Origin of the sequence: Oceanicella actignis (genome assembly GCF_008124525.1) — a bacterium.
Classification (GTDB): Bacteria; Pseudomonadota; Alphaproteobacteria; order Rhodobacterales; family Rhodobacteraceae; genus Oceanicella; species Oceanicella actignis.
Map to the genome: position 1 here is coordinate 20,138 of NZ_VNHJ01000002.1, position 21,354 is coordinate 41,491.

The 21,354-nt window shown below is 73.5% G+C and carries 20 protein-coding genes; 15 read left to right on the forward strand and 5 right to left on the reverse strand.

The features are described 5' to 3' along the window. Positions 1-129: 129 nt before the first annotated feature. Positions 130-1,863 carry a dihydroxy-acid dehydratase gene (ilvD, locus tag LY05_RS02830; RefSeq protein WP_072748171.1) on the forward strand — a complete coding sequence of 578 codons (1,734 nt, stop codon included), beginning with the start codon at positions 130-132 and terminating at the stop codon, positions 1,861-1,863. Beyond that, positions 1,863-2,717 carry a hypothetical protein gene (locus tag LY05_RS02835; protein ID WP_148922040.1) on the forward strand — a complete coding sequence of 285 codons (855 nt, stop codon included), beginning with the start codon at positions 1,863-1,865 and terminating at the stop codon, positions 2,715-2,717. The genes ilvD and LY05_RS02835 overlap by 1 nt, the downstream gene beginning before the upstream one ends. A 354-nt stretch (positions 2,718-3,071) precedes the next feature. On the opposite strand, the gene LY05_RS02840 is transcribed toward LY05_RS02835, so the two are convergent. Then, positions 3,072-6,494 (reverse strand): indolepyruvate ferredoxin oxidoreductase family protein, encoded by a 3,423-nt coding sequence (locus LY05_RS02840; protein ID WP_148922041.1) that lies wholly within the window; start codon positions 6,492-6,494, stop codon positions 3,072-3,074. 143 nt (positions 6,495-6,637) lie between these two features. On the opposite strand from LY05_RS02840, the gene LY05_RS02845 reads away from it, so the two are divergent. The 5 genes from LY05_RS02845 to LY05_RS02865 all read left to right on the forward strand — a co-directional run bounded on the left by LY05_RS02845 (position 6,638) and on the right by LY05_RS02865 (position 10,882). After that, positions 6,638-7,102 carry an Lrp/AsnC family transcriptional regulator gene (locus LY05_RS02845; RefSeq protein WP_072748168.1) on the forward strand — a complete coding sequence of 155 codons (465 nt, stop codon included), beginning with the start codon at positions 6,638-6,640 and terminating at the stop codon, positions 7,100-7,102. A 32-nt stretch (positions 7,103-7,134) separates the two neighbouring features. Further along, positions 7,135-8,082: a 1-phosphofructokinase family hexose kinase gene (locus LY05_RS02850; protein WP_072748167.1), complete on the forward strand. Its 948-nt coding sequence runs from the start codon at positions 7,135-7,137 to the stop codon at positions 8,080-8,082. Positions 8,083-8,222: 140 nt separating this feature from the next. Beyond that, positions 8,223-9,287, forward strand: a complete 1,065-nt coding sequence (locus tag LY05_RS02855) for an ABC transporter substrate-binding protein (protein ID WP_245728432.1) — start codon at positions 8,223-8,225, stop codon at positions 9,285-9,287. A gap of 16 nt (positions 9,288-9,303) precedes the next feature. Further along, a complete protein-coding gene (locus tag LY05_RS02860) occupies positions 9,304-10,071 on the forward strand; it encodes an ABC transporter ATP-binding protein (RefSeq protein WP_072748166.1) in 768 nt (255 codons plus the stop codon). Continuing rightward, entirely contained in the window at positions 10,064-10,882 is an 819-nt protein-coding gene (locus LY05_RS02865; RefSeq protein WP_148922042.1) for an ABC transporter permease, read from the forward strand. The genes LY05_RS02860 and LY05_RS02865 overlap by 8 nt, the downstream gene beginning before the upstream one ends. Before the next feature lie 26 nt (positions 10,883-10,908). Here the strand turns inward: LY05_RS02865 and LY05_RS02870 are convergent, their stop codons facing one another. From LY05_RS02870 to LY05_RS02885, 4 genes are read right to left on the reverse strand one after another with little or no spacing between them, the layout of a single operon-like run. Further along, positions 10,909-11,382 carry a TspO/MBR family protein gene (locus LY05_RS02870; RefSeq protein WP_072748164.1) on the reverse strand — a complete coding sequence of 158 codons (474 nt, stop codon included), beginning with the start codon at positions 11,380-11,382 and terminating at the stop codon, positions 10,909-10,911. Continuing rightward, positions 11,379-12,842 (reverse strand): cryptochrome/photolyase family protein, encoded by a 1,464-nt coding sequence (locus LY05_RS02875; RefSeq protein WP_148922043.1) that lies wholly within the window; start codon positions 12,840-12,842, stop codon positions 11,379-11,381. Before LY05_RS02875 ends, LY05_RS02870 begins: the two co-directional genes overlap by 4 nt. Before the next feature lies 1 nt (position 12,843). Next, positions 12,844-13,485, reverse strand: a complete 642-nt coding sequence (locus LY05_RS02880) for a ChrR family anti-sigma-E factor (protein ID WP_072748162.1) — start codon at positions 13,483-13,485, stop codon at positions 12,844-12,846. Then, a complete protein-coding gene (locus LY05_RS02885) occupies positions 13,482-14,045 on the reverse strand; it encodes a sigma-70 family RNA polymerase sigma factor (RefSeq protein WP_211356272.1) in 564 nt (187 codons plus the stop codon). Before LY05_RS02885 ends, LY05_RS02880 begins: the two co-directional genes overlap by 4 nt. A 296-nt stretch (positions 14,046-14,341) precedes the next feature. Between LY05_RS02885 and LY05_RS02890 the strand changes: the two genes are divergently transcribed. From LY05_RS02890 to LY05_RS02925, 8 genes are read left to right on the forward strand one after another with little or no spacing between them, the layout of a single operon-like run. Next, complete coding sequence (locus LY05_RS02890; protein ID WP_148922044.1) at positions 14,342-15,652, forward strand: NAD(P)/FAD-dependent oxidoreductase; 1,311 nt, start codon at positions 14,342-14,344, stop codon at positions 15,650-15,652. After that, complete coding sequence (locus LY05_RS02895) at positions 15,649-16,449, forward strand: DUF1365 domain-containing protein (RefSeq protein ID WP_148922045.1); 801 nt, start codon at positions 15,649-15,651, stop codon at positions 16,447-16,449. The genes LY05_RS02890 and LY05_RS02895 overlap by 4 nt, the downstream gene beginning before the upstream one ends. Beyond that, positions 16,446-17,618 carry a class I SAM-dependent methyltransferase gene (locus LY05_RS02900; protein WP_148922046.1) on the forward strand — a complete coding sequence of 391 codons (1,173 nt, stop codon included), beginning with the start codon at positions 16,446-16,448 and terminating at the stop codon, positions 17,616-17,618. Before LY05_RS02895 ends, LY05_RS02900 begins: the two co-directional genes overlap by 4 nt. Further along, on the forward strand, positions 17,611-18,858 hold the full coding sequence (locus LY05_RS02905; protein WP_148922047.1) for an MFS transporter: 1,248 nt from the start codon (positions 17,611-17,613) through the stop codon (positions 18,856-18,858). Before LY05_RS02900 ends, LY05_RS02905 begins: the two co-directional genes overlap by 8 nt. Further along, entirely contained in the window at positions 18,858-19,421 is a 564-nt protein-coding gene (locus tag LY05_RS02910; protein WP_148922048.1) for a DUF3833 domain-containing protein, read from the forward strand. Before LY05_RS02905 ends, LY05_RS02910 begins: the two co-directional genes overlap by 1 nt. Beyond that, complete coding sequence (locus tag LY05_RS02915; protein WP_148922049.1) at positions 19,418-20,194, forward strand: SDR family NAD(P)-dependent oxidoreductase; 777 nt, start codon at positions 19,418-19,420, stop codon at positions 20,192-20,194. Before LY05_RS02910 ends, LY05_RS02915 begins: the two co-directional genes overlap by 4 nt. Next, the gene (locus tag LY05_RS02920; RefSeq protein WP_148922050.1) at positions 20,191-20,748 is read left to right on the forward strand and encodes a glutathione peroxidase; all 558 of its coding nucleotides are present in this window, start codon (positions 20,191-20,193) and stop codon (positions 20,746-20,748) included. The genes LY05_RS02915 and LY05_RS02920 overlap by 4 nt, the downstream gene beginning before the upstream one ends. Continuing rightward, a complete protein-coding gene (locus LY05_RS02925; protein WP_148922051.1) occupies positions 20,745-21,170 on the forward strand; it encodes a DUF3429 family protein in 426 nt (141 codons plus the stop codon). Before LY05_RS02920 ends, LY05_RS02925 begins: the two co-directional genes overlap by 4 nt. Positions 21,171-21,354 lie beyond the last annotated feature (184 nt).

Genomic DNA, 21,354 nt, shown 5'->3' on the forward strand with positions numbered 1-21,354 from the left:
CGCGCGCGCTTGTCTAAGCCTTTTCGGGCCCGGACGGCCCGACGCCGCCGGGGCGGCGCGCCCGGCCGCGGCTTTTCCCGCGGCGGCGCCGGCGCGCCGGTCTCAAGCCTGCCCATGGGGAACGCCGCGATGGACGCCAAGACCGACCTCAAGAACCGCCTGCCCAGCCGCCATGTGACCGAGGGACCGGCCCGCGCGCCGCATCGCTCGTATTACTACGCCATGGGCATGACCGATGAGGAGATCCACCGCCCCTTCGTCGGCGTCGCCACCTGCTGGAACGAGGCCGCGCCGTGCAACATCGCCCTCAACCGCCAGGCCCAGGCGGTCAAGCAGGGCGTGAAGGAGGCCCACGGCACGCCGCGCGAGTTCACGACCATCACCGTCACCGACGGTATCGCCATGGGGCATGAGGGCATGCGCTCGTCCCTCGCCTCGCGCGAGGCGATCGCCGACACGGTCGAGCTGACCATGCGCGGCCATTGCTACGATGCGCTGGTCGGGCTGGCCGGCTGCGACAAGTCGCTGCCGGGCATGATGATGGCCATGGTGCGGCTGAACGTGCCGTCGGTCTTCATCTATGGCGGCTCGATCCTGCCGGGGCGGCTCGACGGGCGCGACGTGACCGTGCAGGACGTGTTCGAGGCGGTCGGCCAGCACCAGGCCGGGCAGCTGTCGACCTGCGAGCTCGAAAAGCTCGAGCGCGTCGCCTGCCCCTCGGCCGGCGCCTGCGGCGGGCAGTTCACCGCCAACACCATGGCCTGCGTGTCCGAGGCGATCGGCCTTGCGCTGCTCAACTCGTCCGGGGCGCCCGCGCCCTATGAAAGCCGCGACCAGTATGCCGAGGCCTCGGGCCGCGCGGTGATGAACCTGATCGAGAAGAACATTCGCGCGCGCGACATCGTCACGCGCAAGGCGCTCGAGAACGCCGCGCGCGTGGTCGCCTGCACCGGCGGCTCGACCAATGCCGGCCTGCACCTGCCGGCCATCGCGCACGAGGCGGGCATCGACTTCACGCTGTTCGACGTGTGCGACATCTTCCGCGACACGCCCTATTTCGTCGATCTCAAGCCCGGCGGCCGCTATGTGGCCAAGGATCTTTACGAGGCCGGCGGCGTGCCCGTCATCCTCAAGGAACTGCGCAAGGCCGGCCTTCTGCACGAAGACTGCATGACCGTCTCGGGCCGCACCCTGGGCGAGGAGCTGGACGAGATCGCGCGCGAGGCGGACGGGCGCGTCATCCATCCCGTCAGCAACCCCATCTCGAAGACCGGCGGCGTGGTCGGGCTGAAGGGCAACCTCGCCCCCGAGGGCGCCATCGTGAAGATCGCCGGCATGAGCGAGGACCAGCTGCGCTTCACCGGCCCCGCCCGCGTCTTCGAATGCGAAGAGGATGCCTTCGCCGCCGTGCAGAACCGCGAATACAAGGAAGGCGACGTGATCGTCATCCGCAACGAGGGCCCCGCCGGCGGCCCCGGCATGCGCGAGATGCTGGCCACCACCGCCGCGCTTTCGGGGCAGGGCATGGGCAAGAAGGTGGCGCTGATCACCGACGGGCGCTTCTCGGGCGCCACGCGCGGCTTCTGCGTCGGGCATGTGGGTCCCGAGGCGGCGCATGGCGGCCCCATCGCGCTGCTGCGCGACGGCGACATGATCACCCTCGACGCCGTCAAGGGCGAGATCTCGGTCGATCTGTCGGACGAGGAGCTGGAGCGCCGCCGCGCCGAGTGGAAGGGCCCGCGCGAGACGATCTACGCTTCGGGCGCGCTGTGGAAATACGCCCAGCTGGTCGGCAAGACCTATCTCGGCGCCGTCACTCATCCGGGCGCGAAGGCCGAGAAGCACGTCTACGCCGACCTCTGATGCATGACCATCACGGACGCCGCCGCCTTCGCGCGGCGGCCGCGGCGGCGGCGCTGACGGCCGCCGCCTTCGTTTGGGGCTGCGCGGCGCCCCCGCCGGGCGCACCGGGCGCGCTGGGCCGCGGCGGCGCGCCGGCCGCCGACCCGGCGCTTTTGACGGCGGGCGGCGCGCGCGTGCGCATCGATCCGCCCGAGGGGTTCTGCCTTGACCCGGCCTCGGCCGTCAGCGGCCCGCAGGGCGCATTCGTCATGATGCAGGGCTGCGGCGACGATGACGAGCGCCCCGCGCAGGTGCTGCTGGTGTCGCTGGGCGCGGGGCCGATGTTCGCCGCGCCCGAGCAGGACCGGGCGGCGCGGGCCGCGGCGCTGGATGCGCTCGAGGCTTTCGTGCAGACGCCCGAGGGGCGCGTGTCGGCCGGCATGGGCGGCCCCGCGGATCGGGTCGAGATCCTGGCGATGCGCCGCGCGGGCGACAGCCTGTTCGTGCTGGTGCGCGACGAGGAAAACCCCTTCGCCCGCGCCATGGGCGAGCGTTTCTGGCGCGCCTTCACGCAGCTGGGCGGCCGCGCGGCGGTGGTGTCGAGCGGCGTCTTCGGCGCGGGTCCGCTGGACGACGACCGCTTGCTGATCCGTCTGGCGCGGGCGGTGGTCGCGCTCAAGCGCGCGAATGGCGATCCGATCTCGGCGGATGAGCGCGAACTGGCCGAGGCCGAAGCCGCGCCGGCCATGCGCCCCGCCCCCGATTCCATCGCCGATTCCATCGCCGTTCCGGCCTCGCGCCCCTCGCGCCGCACGGTCGCCGGCGGGGGCGGCCCGCCGGCCGCGCCCATGCCCCGGCCGCGCCCCGCCGTCTGATCGCGGGGGGTCTGATCGGGGGGCCGCCGCCGCACGCGGCGGAACTGCGCCGCGCCGCGCGGATGGCGCGGACGGGGTCGGCGCTTGTGCGCGAGGCCGCATTCCCGACGCGCGCGGCGGCGGGTCCGTCCGGCCAGGGCCGCCGCGCCGCGGGCCGGCGGCGTGGGGCGGGAGTTGGGGCGTTGACTGGGGCGCGGCTGGCCGGAGCGTCGCCCGATCCGCGCGGAGGGGCGGATGCCCGGCCCTGCGCACGGCCGGCCGCCCCGAGGCGCGCCGCCGCGCGGCCCTGCCGAGCGGGGCGCACAGGCGACGTCGCCCCGGCGGCCTTGCGCCGCCGACCCGGGCCGCGTCGCTTCAGGCGGCGCCTTCGGCCTCGAGCGCGGCGATGCGCGCCTTGACCTCTTCGACCGCCTGCGCCTTCACCGGGCCGAAGCCGCGGATGTCCATGGGCGCGCGGGCGATCTCGATCGCGCGCGGCAGGGTCTGCGCCGTCAGCTCCGACAGCTGGCGCTCGATCAGGGCGCGATACCAGGCGGGCAGGGCGCGCTCCATGCGGCGCTCGGCGGTGCGGCCGAAGGGGTCGAGCGCCGTGCCGCGCAGCCGCTTCATCCGCGCCAGAACGCGGAACGCGCCGCGCACCCACGGCCCGAAGGCGCGCTTGCGCGGACGCCCGCGCCAGTCCTTGCCCAGCGGCAGAAGCGGGGGCGCGAGGTGGTGGCGGATGACGAAGCCCTCCTCGAACTCGTCGCGCAGCCTGGCCTCGAAGGCGGGGTCCAGATGCAGCCGCGCCACCTCGTATTCATCCTTGACCGCCATCAGCTTGAACAGCGCGCGGGCGACCGCGTCGGTCAGCGCCTCGGAGCCCAGCGGGGCCTCGGCGGCGCGCACCTTTTCGACGAAGGCGCGGTAGGTCTCGGCATAGGCCGCGTCCTGGTAGTCGGTCAGGAAGGCGACGCGCCGCTCGATGACCTGGTCGAGCGTGCGCGCGCGCTCGTCGGGCTTGCGCCAGGCGGCGGCGAAGGCCTCGGGATCGGCCGCGGCCAGACGCCCCCAGGCGAAGGCCGCCTTGTTCGCCTCGGGCGCGACGCCGTTCAACTCGATGGCGCGCATCAGCGCCTCGAGCCCCGCGGGAACAAGCCCCGCCTGCCACGCCATGCCCAGCATCAGCACATTGGCGAAGACCGCGTCGCCCAGCAGCGCCTCGGCCGCGGCGTTGGCGTCCACGGTCAGCGGCTGCGCGCCGGTCAGCGCGGCGATGCGCGCGACGCGCTCGTCGATGCGCAGATCCGCATCGCGGTTCAGCACCACGTCGCCCGTCGGCATGGGGGCCACGTTGAGCGCGGCCCACATCCCGGGCCGATACATCGGGCTGGCCTTGGCCGAGGCCGACACCACCGCGTCGCAGCCGATCAGCGCATCGGCCGAACCTTCGTCGATGCGCACCTGGTTGAGCTGCTCGGGCGCGTCGGCGATGCGCAGATAGCTCAGCACCGGGCCGAATTTCTGCGCGAAGCCGGTGAAGTCGAGCACGCTCGCGCCGCGTCCCTCGAGATGCGCGGCCATCGAGATCAGCGCCCCCACCGTCACCACGCCGGTGCCGCCCACGCCGGTCACCAGCAGGTTCCACGGCCGGTCGGTCGGCGGCAGGGCGGGCTGGGGCAGGCGGGCGGCGGCCTCGTGCGGGTCGATCCCGGCGCCGGTCTTCTTGCGGCGGCGGGCGTTCTCGACCGTCACGAAGCTGGGGCAGAAGCCGTCAAGGCACGAGAAATCCTTGTTGCACGAGCTCAGATTGACGCGCCGCTTGCGGCCGAACTCGGTCTCGACGGGCTCGACGCTCAGGCAGTTCGAGGCGACCGAGCAGTCGCCGCAACCCTCGCAGACCAGCTCGTTGATGACGGCGAAGCGGGGCGGGTCCTCCATCGTGCCGCGCTTGCGGCGGCGGCGCTTCTCGGTGGCGCAGGTCTGCTCGTAGATGAGCACCGACACGCCGGGAACCTCGCGCAGCTCGCGCTGCACGGCGTCCAGCTCGGAGCGATGGTGGAAGGTGACGCCGGCGGGGAAGTCGGCGGCGCGGAACTTGCCCGGCTCGTCCGAGACGAGGGCGATGCGCTCGACCCCCTCGGCGCGCACCGACATGGCCACGCGCTGCACGCTGACCGGCCCGTCCACGGGCTGGCCGCCGGTCATGGCGACGGCGTCGTTGTAGAGGATCTTGAAGGTGATGTTCACCCCCGCCGCCAGGCACTGGCGGATGGCCATCGAGCCCGAGTGATACCAGGTGCCCTCGCCCAGGTTCTGGAACATGTGCCGGTTGCCGGTGAAGCGCGCGGCGCCGGCGCGGGGCACGCCCTCGCCGCCCATCTGGACGAAGCCGGCGGTGTTGCGGTTCATCCAGGTCGCCATGACGTGGCAGCCGATGCCCGCCCCGGCGGTCGAGCCCTCGGGCACGCGGGTCGAGGTGTTGTGCGGGCAGCCCGAGCAGAAATAGGGCGTGCGGGTCGCGCCCTCGACCACGATCGGCGCCGGCGCCCTGGGCAGGGCCTCGGCGCGGGCGGTCAGCTCCAGCCCCGGGAACAGCGCGTCCAGCCGCCGCGCCACGACCTGCGCCAGCATCCGCGGCGACAGCTCGCCCGTCCAGGGGATCAGGCGCTCGCCGTTCTCGTCGTGCTTGCCGACCATGCGCTGGGGCTTGTCGCCGGGAAAGTCGTAGAAATATTCCTTGAGCTGGCTCTCGACGATGCCGCGCTTTTCCTCGACCACCAGGATCTCGCGCTTGCCGCGCACGAAGTTCAGCGCGTCGCGCCGGGCCAGCGGCCAGACCATGCCGACCTTGTAGACCTCGATGCCGATGCGCCGGCAGGTCTCGGCGTCCAGCCCCAGCAGGCGCAGCGCCTCCATCAGGTCCAGGTGGCCCTTGCCGGTGGTGACGATGCCGTAGGTCGCGGCGGGCGTGCCGAAGATGGCGCGGTCGATGGGGTTGGCCTCGGCGAAGGCGTAGATGGCCTTCTTCTTCTCGGCGAGGCGCAGCTCGATCTCGGGGCTGGGCGGGTCCATCAGCCGATAGTGCAGCCCGCCCGGCGGCGGCGCGTAGTCGGGCGCGGCGAAGACGCGGGGGGGCTTGAGCTCGACCGAGGCGCCGGATTCGACGATCTCGGACACCACCTTGAACCCCACCCAGGCGCCCGAGAAGCGGCTGAGCGCGTAGCCGTATTCGCCGAACTCCAGATACTCGGCCACCGAGGCGGGCGACAGCACCGGCATGAACCAGCTCAGGAACGCCGCGTCCGACTGGTGCGGCATCGACGAGGACACGCAACCGTGATCGTCGCCCGCCACGGCCAGCACCCCGCCATGGGGCGACGAGCCATAGGCGTTGGCATGCTTGAGCGCATCGCCCGAGCGATCGACCCCCGGGCCCTTGCCATACCACATGCCGAACACGCCCTGGACCTGGCGGTGGGGGTCGGTCTCGACCTGCTGCGAGCCGATGACGGCGCTGACGGCCAGATCCTCGTTCACGGCGGGCAGGAATTCGATGCGGTGGGCGTCGAGCAGCTTCTTCGCGCGCCACAGCTCCAGGTCCAGCCCGCCAAGCGGCGAGCCGCGATAGCCCGAGACGAAGCCGCCGGTCTTCAGCCCGGCGGCGCGGTCGCGGCGGGCCTGGTCGATGAGGATGCGGGTCAGCGCCTGCGTGCCGGTCAGAAAGACGCGGCCGCTTTCGGCGGCGTAGCGGTCGTCAAGCTTGTAGTCGCGAAGGGCTGGGGCGGCGTCGAGCATGGCGGCTGTCCTTGCGGGCGTCCTGGCGGGTTCGCGGCTCAGGATAGGCGGTTGCGCGCGGAAAGTTTCACCGTTTTCGCCGTCTTGCGTGGTGCAAACGGAAGGAATTTTCGTTTATGACTGAATTGCGAAAGGATTTGCCGATGACCGCGCCCAAGCTCGATTCCGCCGACCGCGCCCTGCTGCGCCTGCTCCAGACCGACGCGCGGCTCAGCAACGCCGAGCTGGCCGAGCGCGCGGGCCTGTCGCCCTCGGCCTGCTGGCGGCGCGTCCGGGCGCTGGAGGAGGCCGGCGTGATCCGCCGCCATGTGGCCGAGCTGGACCCGGCGCGCGCCGGCATCGGCTTTCGCGCCATCGTGCATGTCTCGCTGATCCGCCATGTGAAGGAGAACGCCGAGGCCTTCGCCCGCGCCGTCGCCGCCCGCCCCGAGGTGCGCGACTGCTGGTCCACCACCGGCGAGGCGGACTATCATCTGCATGTGGCCTGCGCCGATCTGGCGGCCTACAACGCGTTTCTCGAAATGCTGTTCGAGCTGCCGGGCGTGTCCAACGTGCGCACCAATCTGATCCTGCGCGACGTCAAGACCGGCGGCCCCCTGCCGCTTTGAGGCGGCGCAAGGCGAAATGCGAAAGGCTTGCGATGACCCGCATCGTCACCGTCACCCTCAATCCCGCGCTCGACCTGTCCACCAGCACGCCCAGGGTCGAGCCGGGGCGCAAGCTGCGCTGCGCGCCCGCGCGCATGGACCCGGGCGGGGGCGGGATCAACGTCTCGCGCGCGATCGCGCGCATGGGCGGCGCCAGCGTCGCGCTGGCGGCCATGGGCGGCGGCGTCGGGCGCGACCTGCGCGCGTTGCTCGAGGCCGAGGGAATCGAGACGCACGGCCTTGGGGTGCGCCGGCCCACGCGCCAGAGCCTGGCCGTGACCGAAGAGGAGACGGGCGCCCAGTTCCGCTTCGTCCTGCCCGGTCCGAGCTGGAGCGCCGAGGACTGCGAGGCCGCCGCCCGGCGCATCGCGCGCGCCGTCGGCGCGGGCGATCTGGCCGTGCTCAGCGGCAGCCAGCCCCCCGGCGTGCCGGCGGGCTTCGCGCCCGATCTGGCCGACCGGCTGGCGGCGAAGGGGGCGCGGCTGGCGCTCGACACCTCGGGCGCGCCGCTGCGCGCCGCCGCGGCCCATCGCGGCGCGCCCTTCGAGCTCTTGCGCATGGACTCGGTCGAGGCGGCCGAGCTGGCCGGCCGCCCGGTCGATCGGCCCGCCGAGGCCGCCGCGCTGGCCGCCCGGCTGGTCGCCGAGGGCGCCGCGCGCATGGCGGTGGTGGCGATGGGGGCGCGCGGCTCGGCGCTGGCGTGCGCCGATGGGCGGTGGATGTGCGCCCCGCCCCCGGTCAAGGTCGTCAGCGCGGTCGGGGCGGGCGACAGCTTCGTGGCCGCCTTCGTGCTGACGCTGGCGCGCGGGGGCTCGGCGCTCGAGGCGTGCCGCATGGGCGTGGCCGCCGCCGCCGCCGCGGTGCAGACCCCCGCCACCGAGCTGTGCGAGGGCGACGAGGTGCTGCGGCTTGCGCCCCTGGTGACCTGCGAGGCGCTTTGAGCGGGGCGCGGGGCATGGGGGCCTGAACCAAGGCGCCGCCTTGCGCGGGCCGCGCCCTCTGGACGCGGCGCGCTCGGGCGGCGATAGTCGAGCCGACCGCGCGGCCCGCGACGCTGCGCCAGATCGGGAGGAAGGCGAAAATGGCTCGCAAGATCATGGGCGAAACGCGCCGCGCGGCGGCGCAAGGCTGGACGCGCCGCGCCGCGCTGGGGCTGGCGGCCGGCCTCGGGCTTGGCCTGGCGATGGCGGCGGGCGCCGCGGCGGCGGCCGAAAAGGTGGCCGTGGGCGCGCTGCGCTTCACCTCGCACGCGCCGACCTTCATCGCGTACGAGCGCGGCTATTTCGCCGATGAGGGGCTGGACGTCGAGCTCAAGTTCTTCCAGGCCGCGCAGCCCGTGGCGGTGGCGGTCGCCTCGGGAGACGTGGATTTCGGCGTCACAGCGCTGACGGGCGGCTTCTTCAGCCTGGCCGACAAGGGCGCCGTCAGGGTGATCGGCGGGCTGATGTCCGAGCATCCCGATCACGACGGCTCGGCGGTGCTGGTCTCGAACAAGGCGTGGGACGAGGGCGTGCGCTCGATGGCCGACCTGCGCGGGCGCAGCTTCGCGCTGACGCAGTTCGGCTCGTCCTTCCACTACATGGCGGGCCGCATCGCCGAGGCGAACGGCTTCGCGCTCGAGGACATGCGCCTTGTGCCGCTGCAGAAGGTCGGCGCCATGATCGGCGCGCTCAAGTCGGGGCAGGTCGACGCCATGGCCATCGTGCCGCACATCGCGCGGCCGCTCGACGCGGCGGGCGCGGCGCATATCGTCGGATGGGTGCGCGATCTGGGGCCGTATCAGGTCACGACCATCTTCACCTCGGCGGCCAACACGACCGAACGCCCCGAGCTGGTGCGCCGCTTCATGCGCGCCTATGCGCGCGGCATCGCCGACTATCGCGCCGTGATGCTGGACCAGGACCGCGACCCCGCCGCCACCGAGGCGATGGTCGATCTGATCCACAAATACGTCTATGCCGACCGTCCGCGCGAAAAGGCCGCCCCTTCGATCAAGGCCGGCGCGGTGCATCTGAACGCGGGCGCGGCGCTGGACGTCGCGGATGTCGAGCGGCAGCTGACCTGGTTCAAGAAGCATGGCCTGGCCCCCGCCGGGCTGACCATGGACAAGCTGGTCGATCCGCGCTTTCAGCCCGCGGGCGAGTGAGCGCGAGGAGAAGCCGATGGATCTGCGCGTCGTCGGCCTGACGCATGTCTATGCCGGCGCGCCGGTCCTGCAGGACATCGACCTCGAGATCCCCTCGGGGCGCATCCTGTGCGTGGTCGGCCCGTCGGGCTGCGGCAAGTCCACGCTCTTGCGCATGCTGGGCGGGCTCGAGCGGCCCGACGCGGGCGCCGTCCTTCAGGTCGGCGAGCCGCCCGAGGGCTGCCTGAACCCGCTCACCTACATCTTCCAGGACTTCGCGCTGCTGCCCTGGCGCAGCGTGGCGGGGAACGTGGCGCTGGCGCTCGAGGATCGCCGCCTGGGCCGGGCCGAAATCGCGCGCATCGTCGACGACGTGCTGGCGCGCACGCGGCTGAGCGCCTATCGCGACGCGCTGCCGCGCCAGCTTTCGGGCGGGATGCGCCAGCGCGTGGCCATCGCGCGGGCGCTGGCGGTGCGGCCGGCCTGCCTGTTGATGGACGAGCCCCTGTCCGCCCTCGACGCCCAGACGCGCGAGCTGCTGATGGACGATCTGGTCGGCCTGTGGCTGCGCGAGGGCTTCACCGCCTGCTACGTCACCCACAACCTTGCCGAGGCGGTGCGCCTTGGCCATCGCGTGGCGGTGCTGTCGCGCCGGCCCGGCCGGGTGCGCGAGGTGATCGAGATCGACATGCCGCTCGAAGAGCGCGCCGAGCGCATGCCCGAGCTGGCCGTTCACGAACGCCGCCTGTGGCAGCTTCTGCGCGAAGAGGCCGCCGCCGCCGATCAGGAGCTTGCCGATGTCTGAACCCGCCTGCGCCCATGCGCGCGAGGGCGCGCGGCCCGTGCCCTATCGCGGCGGCGGCTTTGCGCCGCGCCCGCGCCGCTGGGCGGGGGCGGCCTTTCTGGCGGGGCTGATCGCGTTCTGGGAGATGTGCTCGCGCCTTGGCTGGATCAGCCCGCTGGCGCTGCCGGCGCCGTCCGAGGCGCTGGCCGCGTTGCGCGACCTGGCCCAGTCGGGGCTGCTGGCCAAGCATCTGGGCGCCTCGCTGGGACGGCTGGCGCAGGGCTGGACGCTGGGCGTGCTGGCGGGGATCGCGGCCGGGCTGGCGGCGGGGCTGTTCTCTCTGGCGCGGGCGGGGATCTTGCCGCTGGTGGCGGCGCTGTTCCCGATTCCCAAGATCGCGCTCTTGCCGCTGTTCATCATCTGGTTCGGCATCGGCGAGGAATCCAAGGTCGCCACCATCCTGTTCGGCACGTTCTTTCCCATGACCATCGCGGTCTATGGCGGGGTCGACAACGTGGATCGGACGCTGATCCGCATGGGGCAGAGCTTTGGGCTGTCGCGGCTGTCGATCATCCGCAAGATCGTGCTGCCCGGCGCCATGCCGGCGATCCTGTCGGGCATGCGCATCTCCGCCTCGATCGCCATCATCCTGCTGGTCGCGGCCGAGATGATCGGCGCCGAATACGGCGTGGGCGCCTATATCCTGCTGGCGGGCAACCTGATGGCGACCGATCAGCTGGTCGCCGGGGTGATGATCCTGTCGGCCATGGGGCTGACGGTCAGCTGGCTTCTGGGCATGGCCGAGCGCCGCCTGCTGCGCTGGCGCGCCTGAGCCGGATGCGCGGGCCGTGGCCCGGTTCAGCGGTTCAGCTGCCAGAAGGCGCCGTTCAGGACCGCGGCGAAGCTCACCCAACCAAGATAGGGCAGCAGCAGCAGCGCGGCGATGCGATCGACCCGCCAGGCGAGCGCCGCAAGCAGGGCGATCGAGACCAGCAGGCAAAGGATCACGGCGAACGCGCCGCGCAGATCATGTGCGCCGAAGAAGACGGGCGTCCACAGGGCGTTGAGCACCATCTGCAACGCCCACAGCCCGATGCAGGCGGCGACCGTCGCGCCGCCGCCCGACGCAAGCGCCAGGCGCGTTCCCGCCGCGGCGATCATCAGGTAAAGCACGGTCCACACGGGGCCGAACACCCAGGCCGGCGGGCGGAAGGACGGCGCGGCAAGGCCTTGATACCACGCTCCGCCCACGTCGAAGAACGCTCCCGAGGCCGCCGCCGCGAATGCGGCCGCGAAGAAGGGCAGGGCGACGAGCAGGGTCGTCATGTTCATGGAGCTTCTCCTTGCGCTTGCGCATCGCGCTCTTCGGCCGCCGCCCTGGCGCCAAGGGCGCGATGCGCGTCCAGCGCCCGCTGGCGCGAAGCGGCCAGATCGACCAGCGGGCGCGGGTAGTCCCGCCCCAGCCGCAGCCCCGCCTGCGCCAGGACTTCGGCGGGGGCGGACCATGGCGCGCCCAGCCAACGGTCGGGCAGGCGCGCAAGCTCGGGGACGAAGCGGCGGATGTAGTCGCCTTGCGGGTCGAACTTCGCCGCCTGGGCGGCGGGGTTGAAGACGCGGAAATAGGGCGCGGCGTCGGCGCCCGATCCGGCCACCCATTGCCAGCTTGCCAGGTTCGAGGCGGGGCTGTGATCGACGAGGCAGTCGGCGAACCAGCGCGCGCCCGCGCGCCAGTCGATCAGCAGGTTCTTGGTCAGGAACGAGGCGACCACCATGCGCACGCGGTTGTGCATGTATCCCGTTTGCCACAGCTCGCGCATGCCCGCGTCGACCAGCGGAACGCCCGTGCGCCCGCGCCGCCATGCCTCCAGCCCCTCGGGGTCGTCGCGCCAGGGCATGGCGGCGAATTCGGGCCGCAGCGGCGCGTGCGCCAGCTTCGGGAAGTGGAACAGCAGATGGGCGCTGAACTCGCGCCAGCCAAGCTCGGCGCGAAAGCTGGCCACGTCCTCGGGCGGGCCCGCCGCCTCGACCGCGTGCCAGACCTGGTTGGGCGAGAGCTGGCCATGCGCCAGATACGGCGACAGGCGCGAGGTCCGCCCCAGCGCCGGGAAATCGCGCCCCTTGGCGTAGCCGGCCAGGCGCTCCTGCACGAAGCCTTGCAGCGCGTCGTGCGCGGCGTCCTCGCCGATGCGCCAGAGGCGCCCCAGCCTGGCCTGCCATGGCGCCTCGTCGGGGGCGGCGAGGCCCGGCTCGTCGGGCGCGCGCGGCACAAGGTCGAGACGCGGCGCGGGCAGCGGCCGACGCGGCGGCGCCGCGCCCAGACAGCCGCGCCGGTAGAAGGGCGTGAAGACGCGATAGGGCGCGCCGTCGGGCTTGAGCGTTTCCCACGGTTCCCAAAGCAAGGCGCCGTTGGCGCTGCGCGCCTGCAGCCCGGCGCCGGCAAGCGCGGCCTTGACGGCCGTGTCGCGCGCGATCGTCCAGGGCTCGTAGGCGCGGGTCCAGGTGATCAGGCTTGCGCCATGGCGCGCGGCCAGGGCCCGCAGCGCCTCGGCTGGGTCGCCGCGCAGCGCCCGCAGCGTTCCGCCCAGCGCGCGGTCGAGCGCGGCCAGCGCGCGCCCGCGCCACCAGGCGAAGGCGGCGCCGGCGGGGTGCGCGGCCTCGAGCGCGGGATCTTCGATCGCCACCGGGATCACGCGCCCATGCGCCGCCGCCGCCGCAAGCGCGGGGTTGTCGGACAGGCGCAGATCGTTGCGGAACCAGTGGATCGCGACCGGGGCGGAAGAAGCGGCGCCCATGTCAGATGCGGAAGATCGGCTGCAGCGCCCGCGGGATCAGGCCGCGAAAGCGCAAGGGGGCGTCGGTGGCGGCGAGGCAGATGCAGGGCGCGCCCTCGTCGGCGACGGGCGTGTGCTCGAGGCTCTCGTCGGCATATTCGACGTCGCCGACGCCAAAGCGCCCCGTCTCGTCATGGAAGGCGCCTTGCAGGACCAGCGTCAGCTCGCGCCCCTTGTGGCCATGATCGGGCACGGCCCGGCCCGGCGGGATGTAGAGAAGCCGCAAAGAGCCGTCCGGCCCGGCATGCAGCATGGCCTGCCGGATGCCCGCGCCCATGCTGCGCCATCGCGGCGGGCGTCCTCCCAGCGCCGCCATCACCGGCCCGGGGTAGATGCCCGAGGGCCGCGGCGGCTCGGGCGGCGCGGCGGCCGGATCGTCGAGGCGGGCCATGACGCGGGCCATCAGCTCGTCCGACACGGGTTCGGGGGGCAGGGTCTCGAGCACGGCGCCGCCCGCCGCCTCGTGCGCGGCCAGCCGGGCGCGGCATTCGTCGCACAGCGAGACATGCGCCGCCGTCGCGACCGAAAACGCATGCCCCAGGCGGCCCGCGGCGTAGTCCGCCAGCATCGGCTCGGGGATATGGTGCGTGACGTCGTGGGTCATGGGCGGCGAAGGTCCTTGAGTTCGTGGCGCAGGCGCGTCAGCGCCAGGCGGATGCGCGACTTGATGGTGCCCAGCGGCAGGCCGGTGACGGCGGCGATCTCGCCATGGGACAGCTCGCCCAGATAGGCGCGCTCGATCATCTCGCGCTGGGCCGGCGGCAGCGCGCCAAGCGCGTCGCGCAGGCGCCGGGTCTCTTGATCCAGTGCCAGCGCGTCGGCCGCGTCGGGGTCGTGCGCGAGCTCTTCGGCCAGCTCGTCGGGAACGGGACGCCCCTCGCGGCGGAACATGTCGATCTGCCGGTTGCGGGCGATGCGATAGATCCAGGCCGAGGCGCTGGCGCGTGCGGGGTCGAACTGGGCGGCCTTGCGCCAGACGGCCAGCATCGCCTCCTGCACCACCTCTTCGGCCTGGGCGTTGGCCATGCCGCCGCGCCGCAGCATGGCCTTGAGCCGGGGCGCGTAATGCGCGAACAGCGCCGCGAAGGCCTGGCGGTCGCGCCGGTCGCGCACCGCGATCAGAAGCCGCGTCTGCTCGCTGAGCGCATCGCCCGTTTCGCTCATGGATCCTGCCTGCCTCTTGCCCGCAGCGCGCGCGCACGCCGTCTTGCGCCCGTCGCCTTTCGCGCGAGCGTAGCCGAGCGGGGGCGCGGGGCAAAGCGCCGCGCGCGGGGCCGGCCCGGCCTTTGGCGCGGCGGCGCGGCAGGTTTCCATGTCGATCGCGCTGGTCATGCATCCTTTACGCGGCGCCGGGCGGGGCGGATCACTTGCGGCGCCGAAAAAACGGCTCGCGTCCGCGCGAGTGATCCGACAGCGGTCTTCATGCGTATGTTCACAAAGACTTCACGCAGGAGAGCGACATGGCATTCGATTTGCGGCCCTCGGCCCCGCGGCGCATCGCGATCATCGGGGGCGGGGTGACGGGGCTTTACGCCGCGCGGCTTCTGGCGCCGGGGCGCCATGTCACGCTGTTCGAGGCCGCGCCCCGCCTTGGCGGACATGCGCGCACCGTCGCCGCGGGCCGACGCGGCGACAGGCCGGTGGATACGGGCTTCATCGTCTTCAACCACGCCAACTACCCGCATCTGGGCCGGCTGTTCGACGAGCTGGACGTGCCCCTGCTCAGGACCGACATGAGCTTCGGCGCCTCGCTCGAGGGCGGCGCGATCGAATACGGGCTGCGCAATCCCGGCGCCGTCTTCGCGCAGCCGTCCAATGCGCTGCGCCCGGCGTTCTGGGGCATGATCCGCGACGTCCTGCGCTTCAACCGCCTGGCGCCGGCCGCCGCCCGCGACGACATGACCCTGGCCGAGCTGTCGGCGCGCCTTGGCCTCGGGCGCTGGTTCGAGCGCCACTACCTGCGGCCCATGTGCGCCGCGATCTGGTCCACGCCCGCCGCGCAAATCGGCGCGTTTCCGGCGCGGCGGATGGTGCGCTTCTTTCTCAATCACGGGCTGATGTCGGTCTCGGGCCAGCACCAGTGGTGGACGGTCGCGGGCGGGTCGATCTCTTACGTCGAGCGCCTGGCCGCCGATCTGCGCCGCCGCGGGGTCGATCTGCGCATCGGCGCGCCGGTCGCGGCGGTCCTGCGCGGCGAGGGGGGCGTGCGCGTGCGCGCCGCGGGGGCCGAGCCCGAGCGCTTCGACGAGGTGGTCTTCGCCTGCCACGCCGACGTGGCGCTGCGCCTTCTGGCCGATGCCGCGCCCGAAGAGCGCGCGGCGCTGTCCGCCGTCCGTTTTCAGGACAACCGCGCCGTGCTGCACGCGGACGCCGCGCTGATGCCGCGGCGGCGCAAGGCATGGTCGGCGTGGAACTATGTGTCGGGCCGCGGCGGCGGCGACGCGGGCGTGGGGGTGACCTACTGGATGAATCGCCTCCAGAGCATCCCCGAGGACGATCCGCTGTTCGTCACGCTGAACCCGCCCGCCTCGCTGCGCGACGAGCTGATCCAGGACGAGACGACCTTTCGCCACCCGGTCTTCGACCACGGGGCCATCGCGGCGCAAGAGCGCATCGCCGCCATGCAGGGCGCGCGCGGCGCATGGTTCGCCGGCGCCTGGCTGCGCCACGGCTTTCACGAGGATGGCTGCGCGACCGCGGCCCGCGTCGCGCGCGCCATCGCGGCCAGGGCCGAGCGCGGCGCGGATGCGCGCACGGGGGCGACGGCATGATCGCGCGCGCCTCGGGAAACGCCCCGCCCAACGCCCCGCCCGCGCGCCTGCCCCTGCGCCTTGCGGGCGCGACGACCCATCTGCGGCGGGGTTCGGCTCGCCACAGGCTGACCCATCGGGCCGAGATGGTGCTGATCGATCCCGAGTCGCCCACGCCCCCGCCCTTTCCCCTGCGGCGCAACCGCTTCGGCCTGCTTTCGGTGTCCGATCGCGACCATGGCGGCCCGCCCGGGCGCGGGCGCGGCGCGGCATGGGCGCGCCAGACCCTCGAGGCGCGCGGCGTGACGGCCGACCGGCTGGCCCTTCTGACCACGCCGCGATTCCTGTGGTGGGGGTTCAACCCCGTCAGCTTCTGGCTGGCGTGGCGGGACGAGGCGCTGGTCGCGGTCATCGCCGAGGTGACCAACACCTGGGGTCAGCGCCACGCCTATGTCTGCCGCCATGAGGACGGCCGCCCGATAACCCCGGACGACAGGCTGACCGCGGCCAAGATCTTTCACGTCTCGCCCTTTCAGGACGTGGCGGGCGACTACGCCTTCCGCTTCGACTTTGACTTCGGCGCGCGCGCGCTCGACATCCGCATCGTGCACCGGAACGGGCCCGAGGGCGTGGCCGCCAGCCTGGCGGGGCCGCTCATGCCGCTGGGCCGCCGCGCGCTGGCGGGCATGATGCTGCGCCATCCCTTCGGGCCGCTGCGCACGCTGGCCCTGATCCACTGGCACGCGCTGCGCCTTGCCCTCAAGGGCGCGCGCTGGCGCGAGCGCCCCGCGCCCCCCGCTTCGGAGACCAGCCCATGACCGCCCCTCTCGTCCGCCTCGCGCCCGCGCCGCGCGCCCGCCGGCCTGGCCCAAACGCGCGCTCGGCCTTTCTCGACGCCTGCGCGGCGATCGCGCACGGCAGCCTGCGGCTGACCACCCCCGAGGGCGCCGTGCGCCATTTCGGCGATGGCGCGCCGCAGGCCGAGCTCATCCTGCACGACTGGGCCGCCCTGGCCACCGCGCGCGATCGCGGCGAGGCCGGTTGGGCCGCGGCCTATGCCGCGGGCCTGTGGGACAGCCCCGACATCGAGGCCGTCTGCGCGCTGGCGCTGCGCAACCCGCGCGCGCCGTTCGGCTTGGACGCGCCCCGGCCCGCGGCGCGGCTGGCGGCGACGGCGGCGCGCGCGCTTGGGGCCGAGCCCCGCGCCGATGGCGGGCCGCTGATGCTTGTCCGGCCCGAGCTGGGCGCCGAGTTCTACCGCCAGTGGCTGGACGAGGGCATGCATTGCTCCGCGGCGCTTTTCGCGCGCGAGGGCGATTCGCTCGAGCGCGCGCAGCTTGCCAAATGCGACCGGATCCTGGATCTGCTCGGCCCCGCGCCGGGCGCGTTGCTCGAGCTCGGCTGCGGCTGGGGCGGCTTTGCCGAGCGCGCCGCCGAGCGCGGCCACCGGGTCACGGGCATCGCCGCCACGCCCAACCACAAGGCCTATGCCGACGCGCGCCTCGACGGCCGCGCCGAGATCCGCCTGCAGGGCGACCGCGAGGACCGGGTGCAATACGACGCCATCGTCGCGATCGAGTCCATCGGCGCCGTCGGCGCGCGCCGGCGGCCCGCCTGGTTCAAGAGCCTTGCCGCGCGCCTCAAGCCCGGTGGGCGGGCGGTGGTGCAGGCCGTCGTCACGCCCGACGAGGCGGCCGAAGCCGGGCCGGGCGCATTTCCCGGCGCCCTCGCCCCGCGCGAGGCGGCGATCGCGGCCGAGGCGCGGCGGGCCGGATTGACCGTGGCCGGGCGCCTGGCCTTCGGCGAGCACCATGCGCGCACCCTGCGCGCCTGGGATGAACGGATGCAGGCCCGTGCCGGGCGGCTGGCGCAATACGGCTTTGACGCCGCGACGCTGCGGCGCTGGCGCTATCGTCTGAACGCCGGCGCCGCGGCCTTCGCCGCCGGGCGGGTCGATGTGGTTCAGCTGGCGCTCGAACATGGCTGAGTCCGCGCCCCTTGCCGGCGCGCCGGAGGGCGCGCGTTGGCGCATGGCGCTGACGGCGGGTCTGCTGGCCTCGGCGGGGCTGCCGCTCTATGTGCATCTGCCGCGCTTCGTCGCCGCGCTGGATCTGCCGCTGGCCGCGGCGGGCGGGCTGCTGCTGGCGCTGCGCGCGCTTGATTTCGCGCAGGACCCGCTGCTTGGCCGCCTTGTGGACCGGATGCGCGCGCGCGCCGGGTTGCTGGCGGCGCTGGCGCTGGGCGGCCTTGGCGCCGGCTTCGCCGTCGTGTTCGCCGCGCAGCCCGGGATATGGGCGCTGACGGGCGGGCTTGCGCTTTTGTTCACCGCCTACAGCCTGGGCATGATCCTGCTTTACGCGGCGTCGGTCGATCTGGCGGCCAGTTCCGAGGCCGGACCGCATCTGAACCTTGCCGCCTGGCGCGAAAGCGGCGCGCTGGCGGGCGTGCTGCTGGCCGCGGTCCTGCCGGCGGCGCTGACGGCGGCGGTGGGGCCGCGCGCGGGCTACGCCGCCTTCGGACTGCTCATGGCCGGGGCGGCGCTGGCGGTGTGGCTGGCGAGCCGTCCGCTCTGGCGCGCGCTGGCCCCGCGCCGCGCCCCGGCCTTCGCGCTGCGCCCGCTTTTCGCCGCGGGCGGGGGCTGGCTGCTGGCGCTGGCTCTGGCGAACGCGCTGCCGGTGGCGATCACGGCGACGCTGTTCCTGTTCTTCGTCGAGGATCACCTCAGGCTCGGCGCGCTGGCGGGGCCGTATCTGGCGGCCTTCTTTCTCGCCGCCGCAATGGCCGCGCCCGGCTGGGCGGCGCTGGCGCGGCGTCTTGGAACCCGGCCGGTGCTGGCGGCAGCCATGGCGCTGGCCGTCGCGGCCTTCGCCTGGGCCGCCCTGCTGCCGGCCGGGGCGGCCTGGGCCTTTGCGGCGATCACGGTGGGCTCGGGCGCGGCGGTGGGGGCCGAGCTGGTGCTGCTGCCGGCGCTGTTCGCGGCGCTTCTTGCGCGCCATGGCCTGCCGCAGGGCGTGGCCTTCGGCCTGTGGTCGCTGGCCGGAAAGCTGGCGCTGGCCATCGCCGCCGCCGTGGCGCTGCCGGCGCTGGCGCTGACGGGGTATGTCCCCGGCGCCCCGCCCGGGCCGGAGGCGGCGCGCGCCCTTGTGCTGGGCTACGCCGTCCTTCCCTGCATTCTGAAGCTGCTTGCGCTGGGCCTTCTGCTGGCGCTGCCACGAAAGGTGTTCTGATGCTCAAGCTCCTTGCCGCGCTGTTCGTCGTTCTTGCGCTGGCGCTGGCGATCCAGCGCCACTTCTTCAGCTTCGGGGCGCAGTCTCCGGCGCGCTACGCCGGCTCGGAGCCCGCCTTCGATCTGAGCCGGCATCTGGGCGGCGACATGATCTCGGAGGGCGTCATCTTCGGCCCCGCCGGCGCCGTGGTCAGCCGCTTCACCGCCCGGATGCGCGGCGTCTGGTCGGGCGCCGAGGGCCGGCTTTCGGAAAGCTTCCGCTATGCCTCGGGCGAGGAGCAGGAGCGCGAATGGACCATCGTCCGGGGCGAGAACGGCCGCTTCTCGGCGACGGCGCCCGACATCGTAGGCGTCGCGCGCGGTCAGGTTTCGGGCGCGGCCGCGCGCCTGACCTACAGGCTGCGCCTGCCGCAATCCTCGGGCGGGCATGTGCTGAGCGTGGTGGACTGGATGTATCTGACCCCGGACGGCGTCATCATCAACCGCTCCGAGATGCGCAAGTTCGGCGTCAAGGTGGCCGAGCTGATCGCCACCATCCGCCCGGCCGGGACGGATGCGCGATGAGCGCCGTCGCGGGGCTGCGCTGGTGGATCGTCGGGGCCAGCTCGGGCCTTGGGCGCGCGCTGGCGCTCGAGATGGCGCGCGCGGGCGCCGAGGTGATCGCCTCGGCCCGCAGCGCCGACGCGCTTGCGGCGCTGGCGGGCGAGGATGCGCGCATCGCGCCGCTGCCGCTTGACGTGACCGATCCGCGCTCGGTCGCCGAGGCGGCGGCGCGGATCGGCGCGCCCGACGGCGTGATCTACGCCGCCGGCGCCTATGAACCCATGCGCGCGCAGGACTGGCGTTTGGGCGTGGCCGAGGCGGTGGCCGAGGTCAACTTCATCGGCGCGCTGACCGTCCTGTCGCATGTCGTGCCGGGCATGGCCGAACGCGGGGCGGGGCGGGTGGTTCTGATCGGCTCGCTGGCGGGCTTTCGCGGTCTGCCCGGCGCGATCGGCTACGGCGCCTCGAAGGCCGCGCTGATGCATCTGGCCGAGAACCTGCGCGCCGATCTTGCCGGCTCGGGCGTGACGGTGCAGCAGGTCAATCCGGGCTTCATCCGCACCCGGCTGACCGCCAGGAACGATTTCCACATGCCGCAGATCATGACGCCCGAAGAGGCCGCGCGCCGCACGCTGGCGGCGATCCGCTCGGGGCGTTTCTCGACCAGCTTTCCCGCGCCCTTCGCCTGGCTGTTCACGCTGGGCCGCTTCGCGCCGCTGCCGCTGTTCCACGCCCTGTTCGGCGGCGGCGCGAAGGCGTCGGGGCGCGCCGACAGGAAGGAGAAGAAGGGATGATCCGCCGCCGAGACATCTTCCGCCTGGCCGCCGGCGCCGGCGCGCTGGCGCTTGCGCCGGGGGCCGCGCGCGCCGCCAGCGCCTGGGATTTCGTCTTCGAGGCCCTCGAGGGCGGGCCGATGCCCCTTGCGCAGTGGCGCGGCAAGGTGCTGCTCGTGGTCAACACCGCGTCCTTTTGCGGCTTCACGCCCCAGTATCGCGCGCTTGTCCGCATCTGGCGCGAATATCGCGACCGGGGCCTGGTCGTGATCGGCGCGCCCTCGACGGATTTCCGGCAGGAATACGCCGAGAAGGACAAGATCAAGGCGTTCTGCGAGCTCACCTATGGCGTCGATTTTCCCATGACGGCGCCGGTGCATGTGGTGGGGCCGGACGCGCACCCCTTCTTCGCCTGGGCCGCGGCCGAGACCGGCGAGCGCGTGCGCTGGAACTTCAACAAGTATCTGATCGGCCGCGACGGTCGCGTCATCGCCTGGATGCCCAGCACGCTCGACCCCGCCGCGCGCAAGGCCCGCGAGGCGATCGAGGCGGCGTTGGCCGCGCCCGAGGCATGAGCCCCGCGCGCGCGGCGGCGCTTCTTGGCGCGGCGGGGCTGGTTCCCTTCTGGGGATTCGCGCTGGCCGCGCATGTGGCCGCCGCAAGCCCGGCCGCGGGGACGGCGCTTCGGGCCGAGCTGGCCTGGGGCGCGACGATCCTGGCCTTCATGGCCGGCGCCCGCTGGGCCATGGCGCTGGCGGCCGGGGCCGGCGGCGCGCGGCTGGCGGCCTTTGCGCTGGCCAGCCTGCCGGCCTTCGGCGCGCCGTTCATGCCGGCGCCGGCCGGCCTTGGGCTGCTAGCCGCGGCCTTCGTCGCGCTGCTGGCGGTCGAGCTTGCCCCTGCAAGCCGGGCCGAGGCGCCGCCCTGGTATCCGGCGCTGCGCATCCGGCTGACATCGGGGGTTCTGGCGGCGCTGGGCGTCGCGGCGCTTGCCGCGTGAGGGCCGCGTCGGGGGCCGGCGGCGTGCCGGCTTGGGGCCGCCTTGCGGGCGGGGCCCAACGGCGCCGGGGCGCGATCGCGGCGCGTCAGGGCGCCCGGCGCATCTCGGCGAAGGCCCGCGCGAGGCGCAGGCGCGCCCCGGCCGGCCGGAAAAGGCGCGCGGCGCGGTCGGCGCGCCCGCCGCC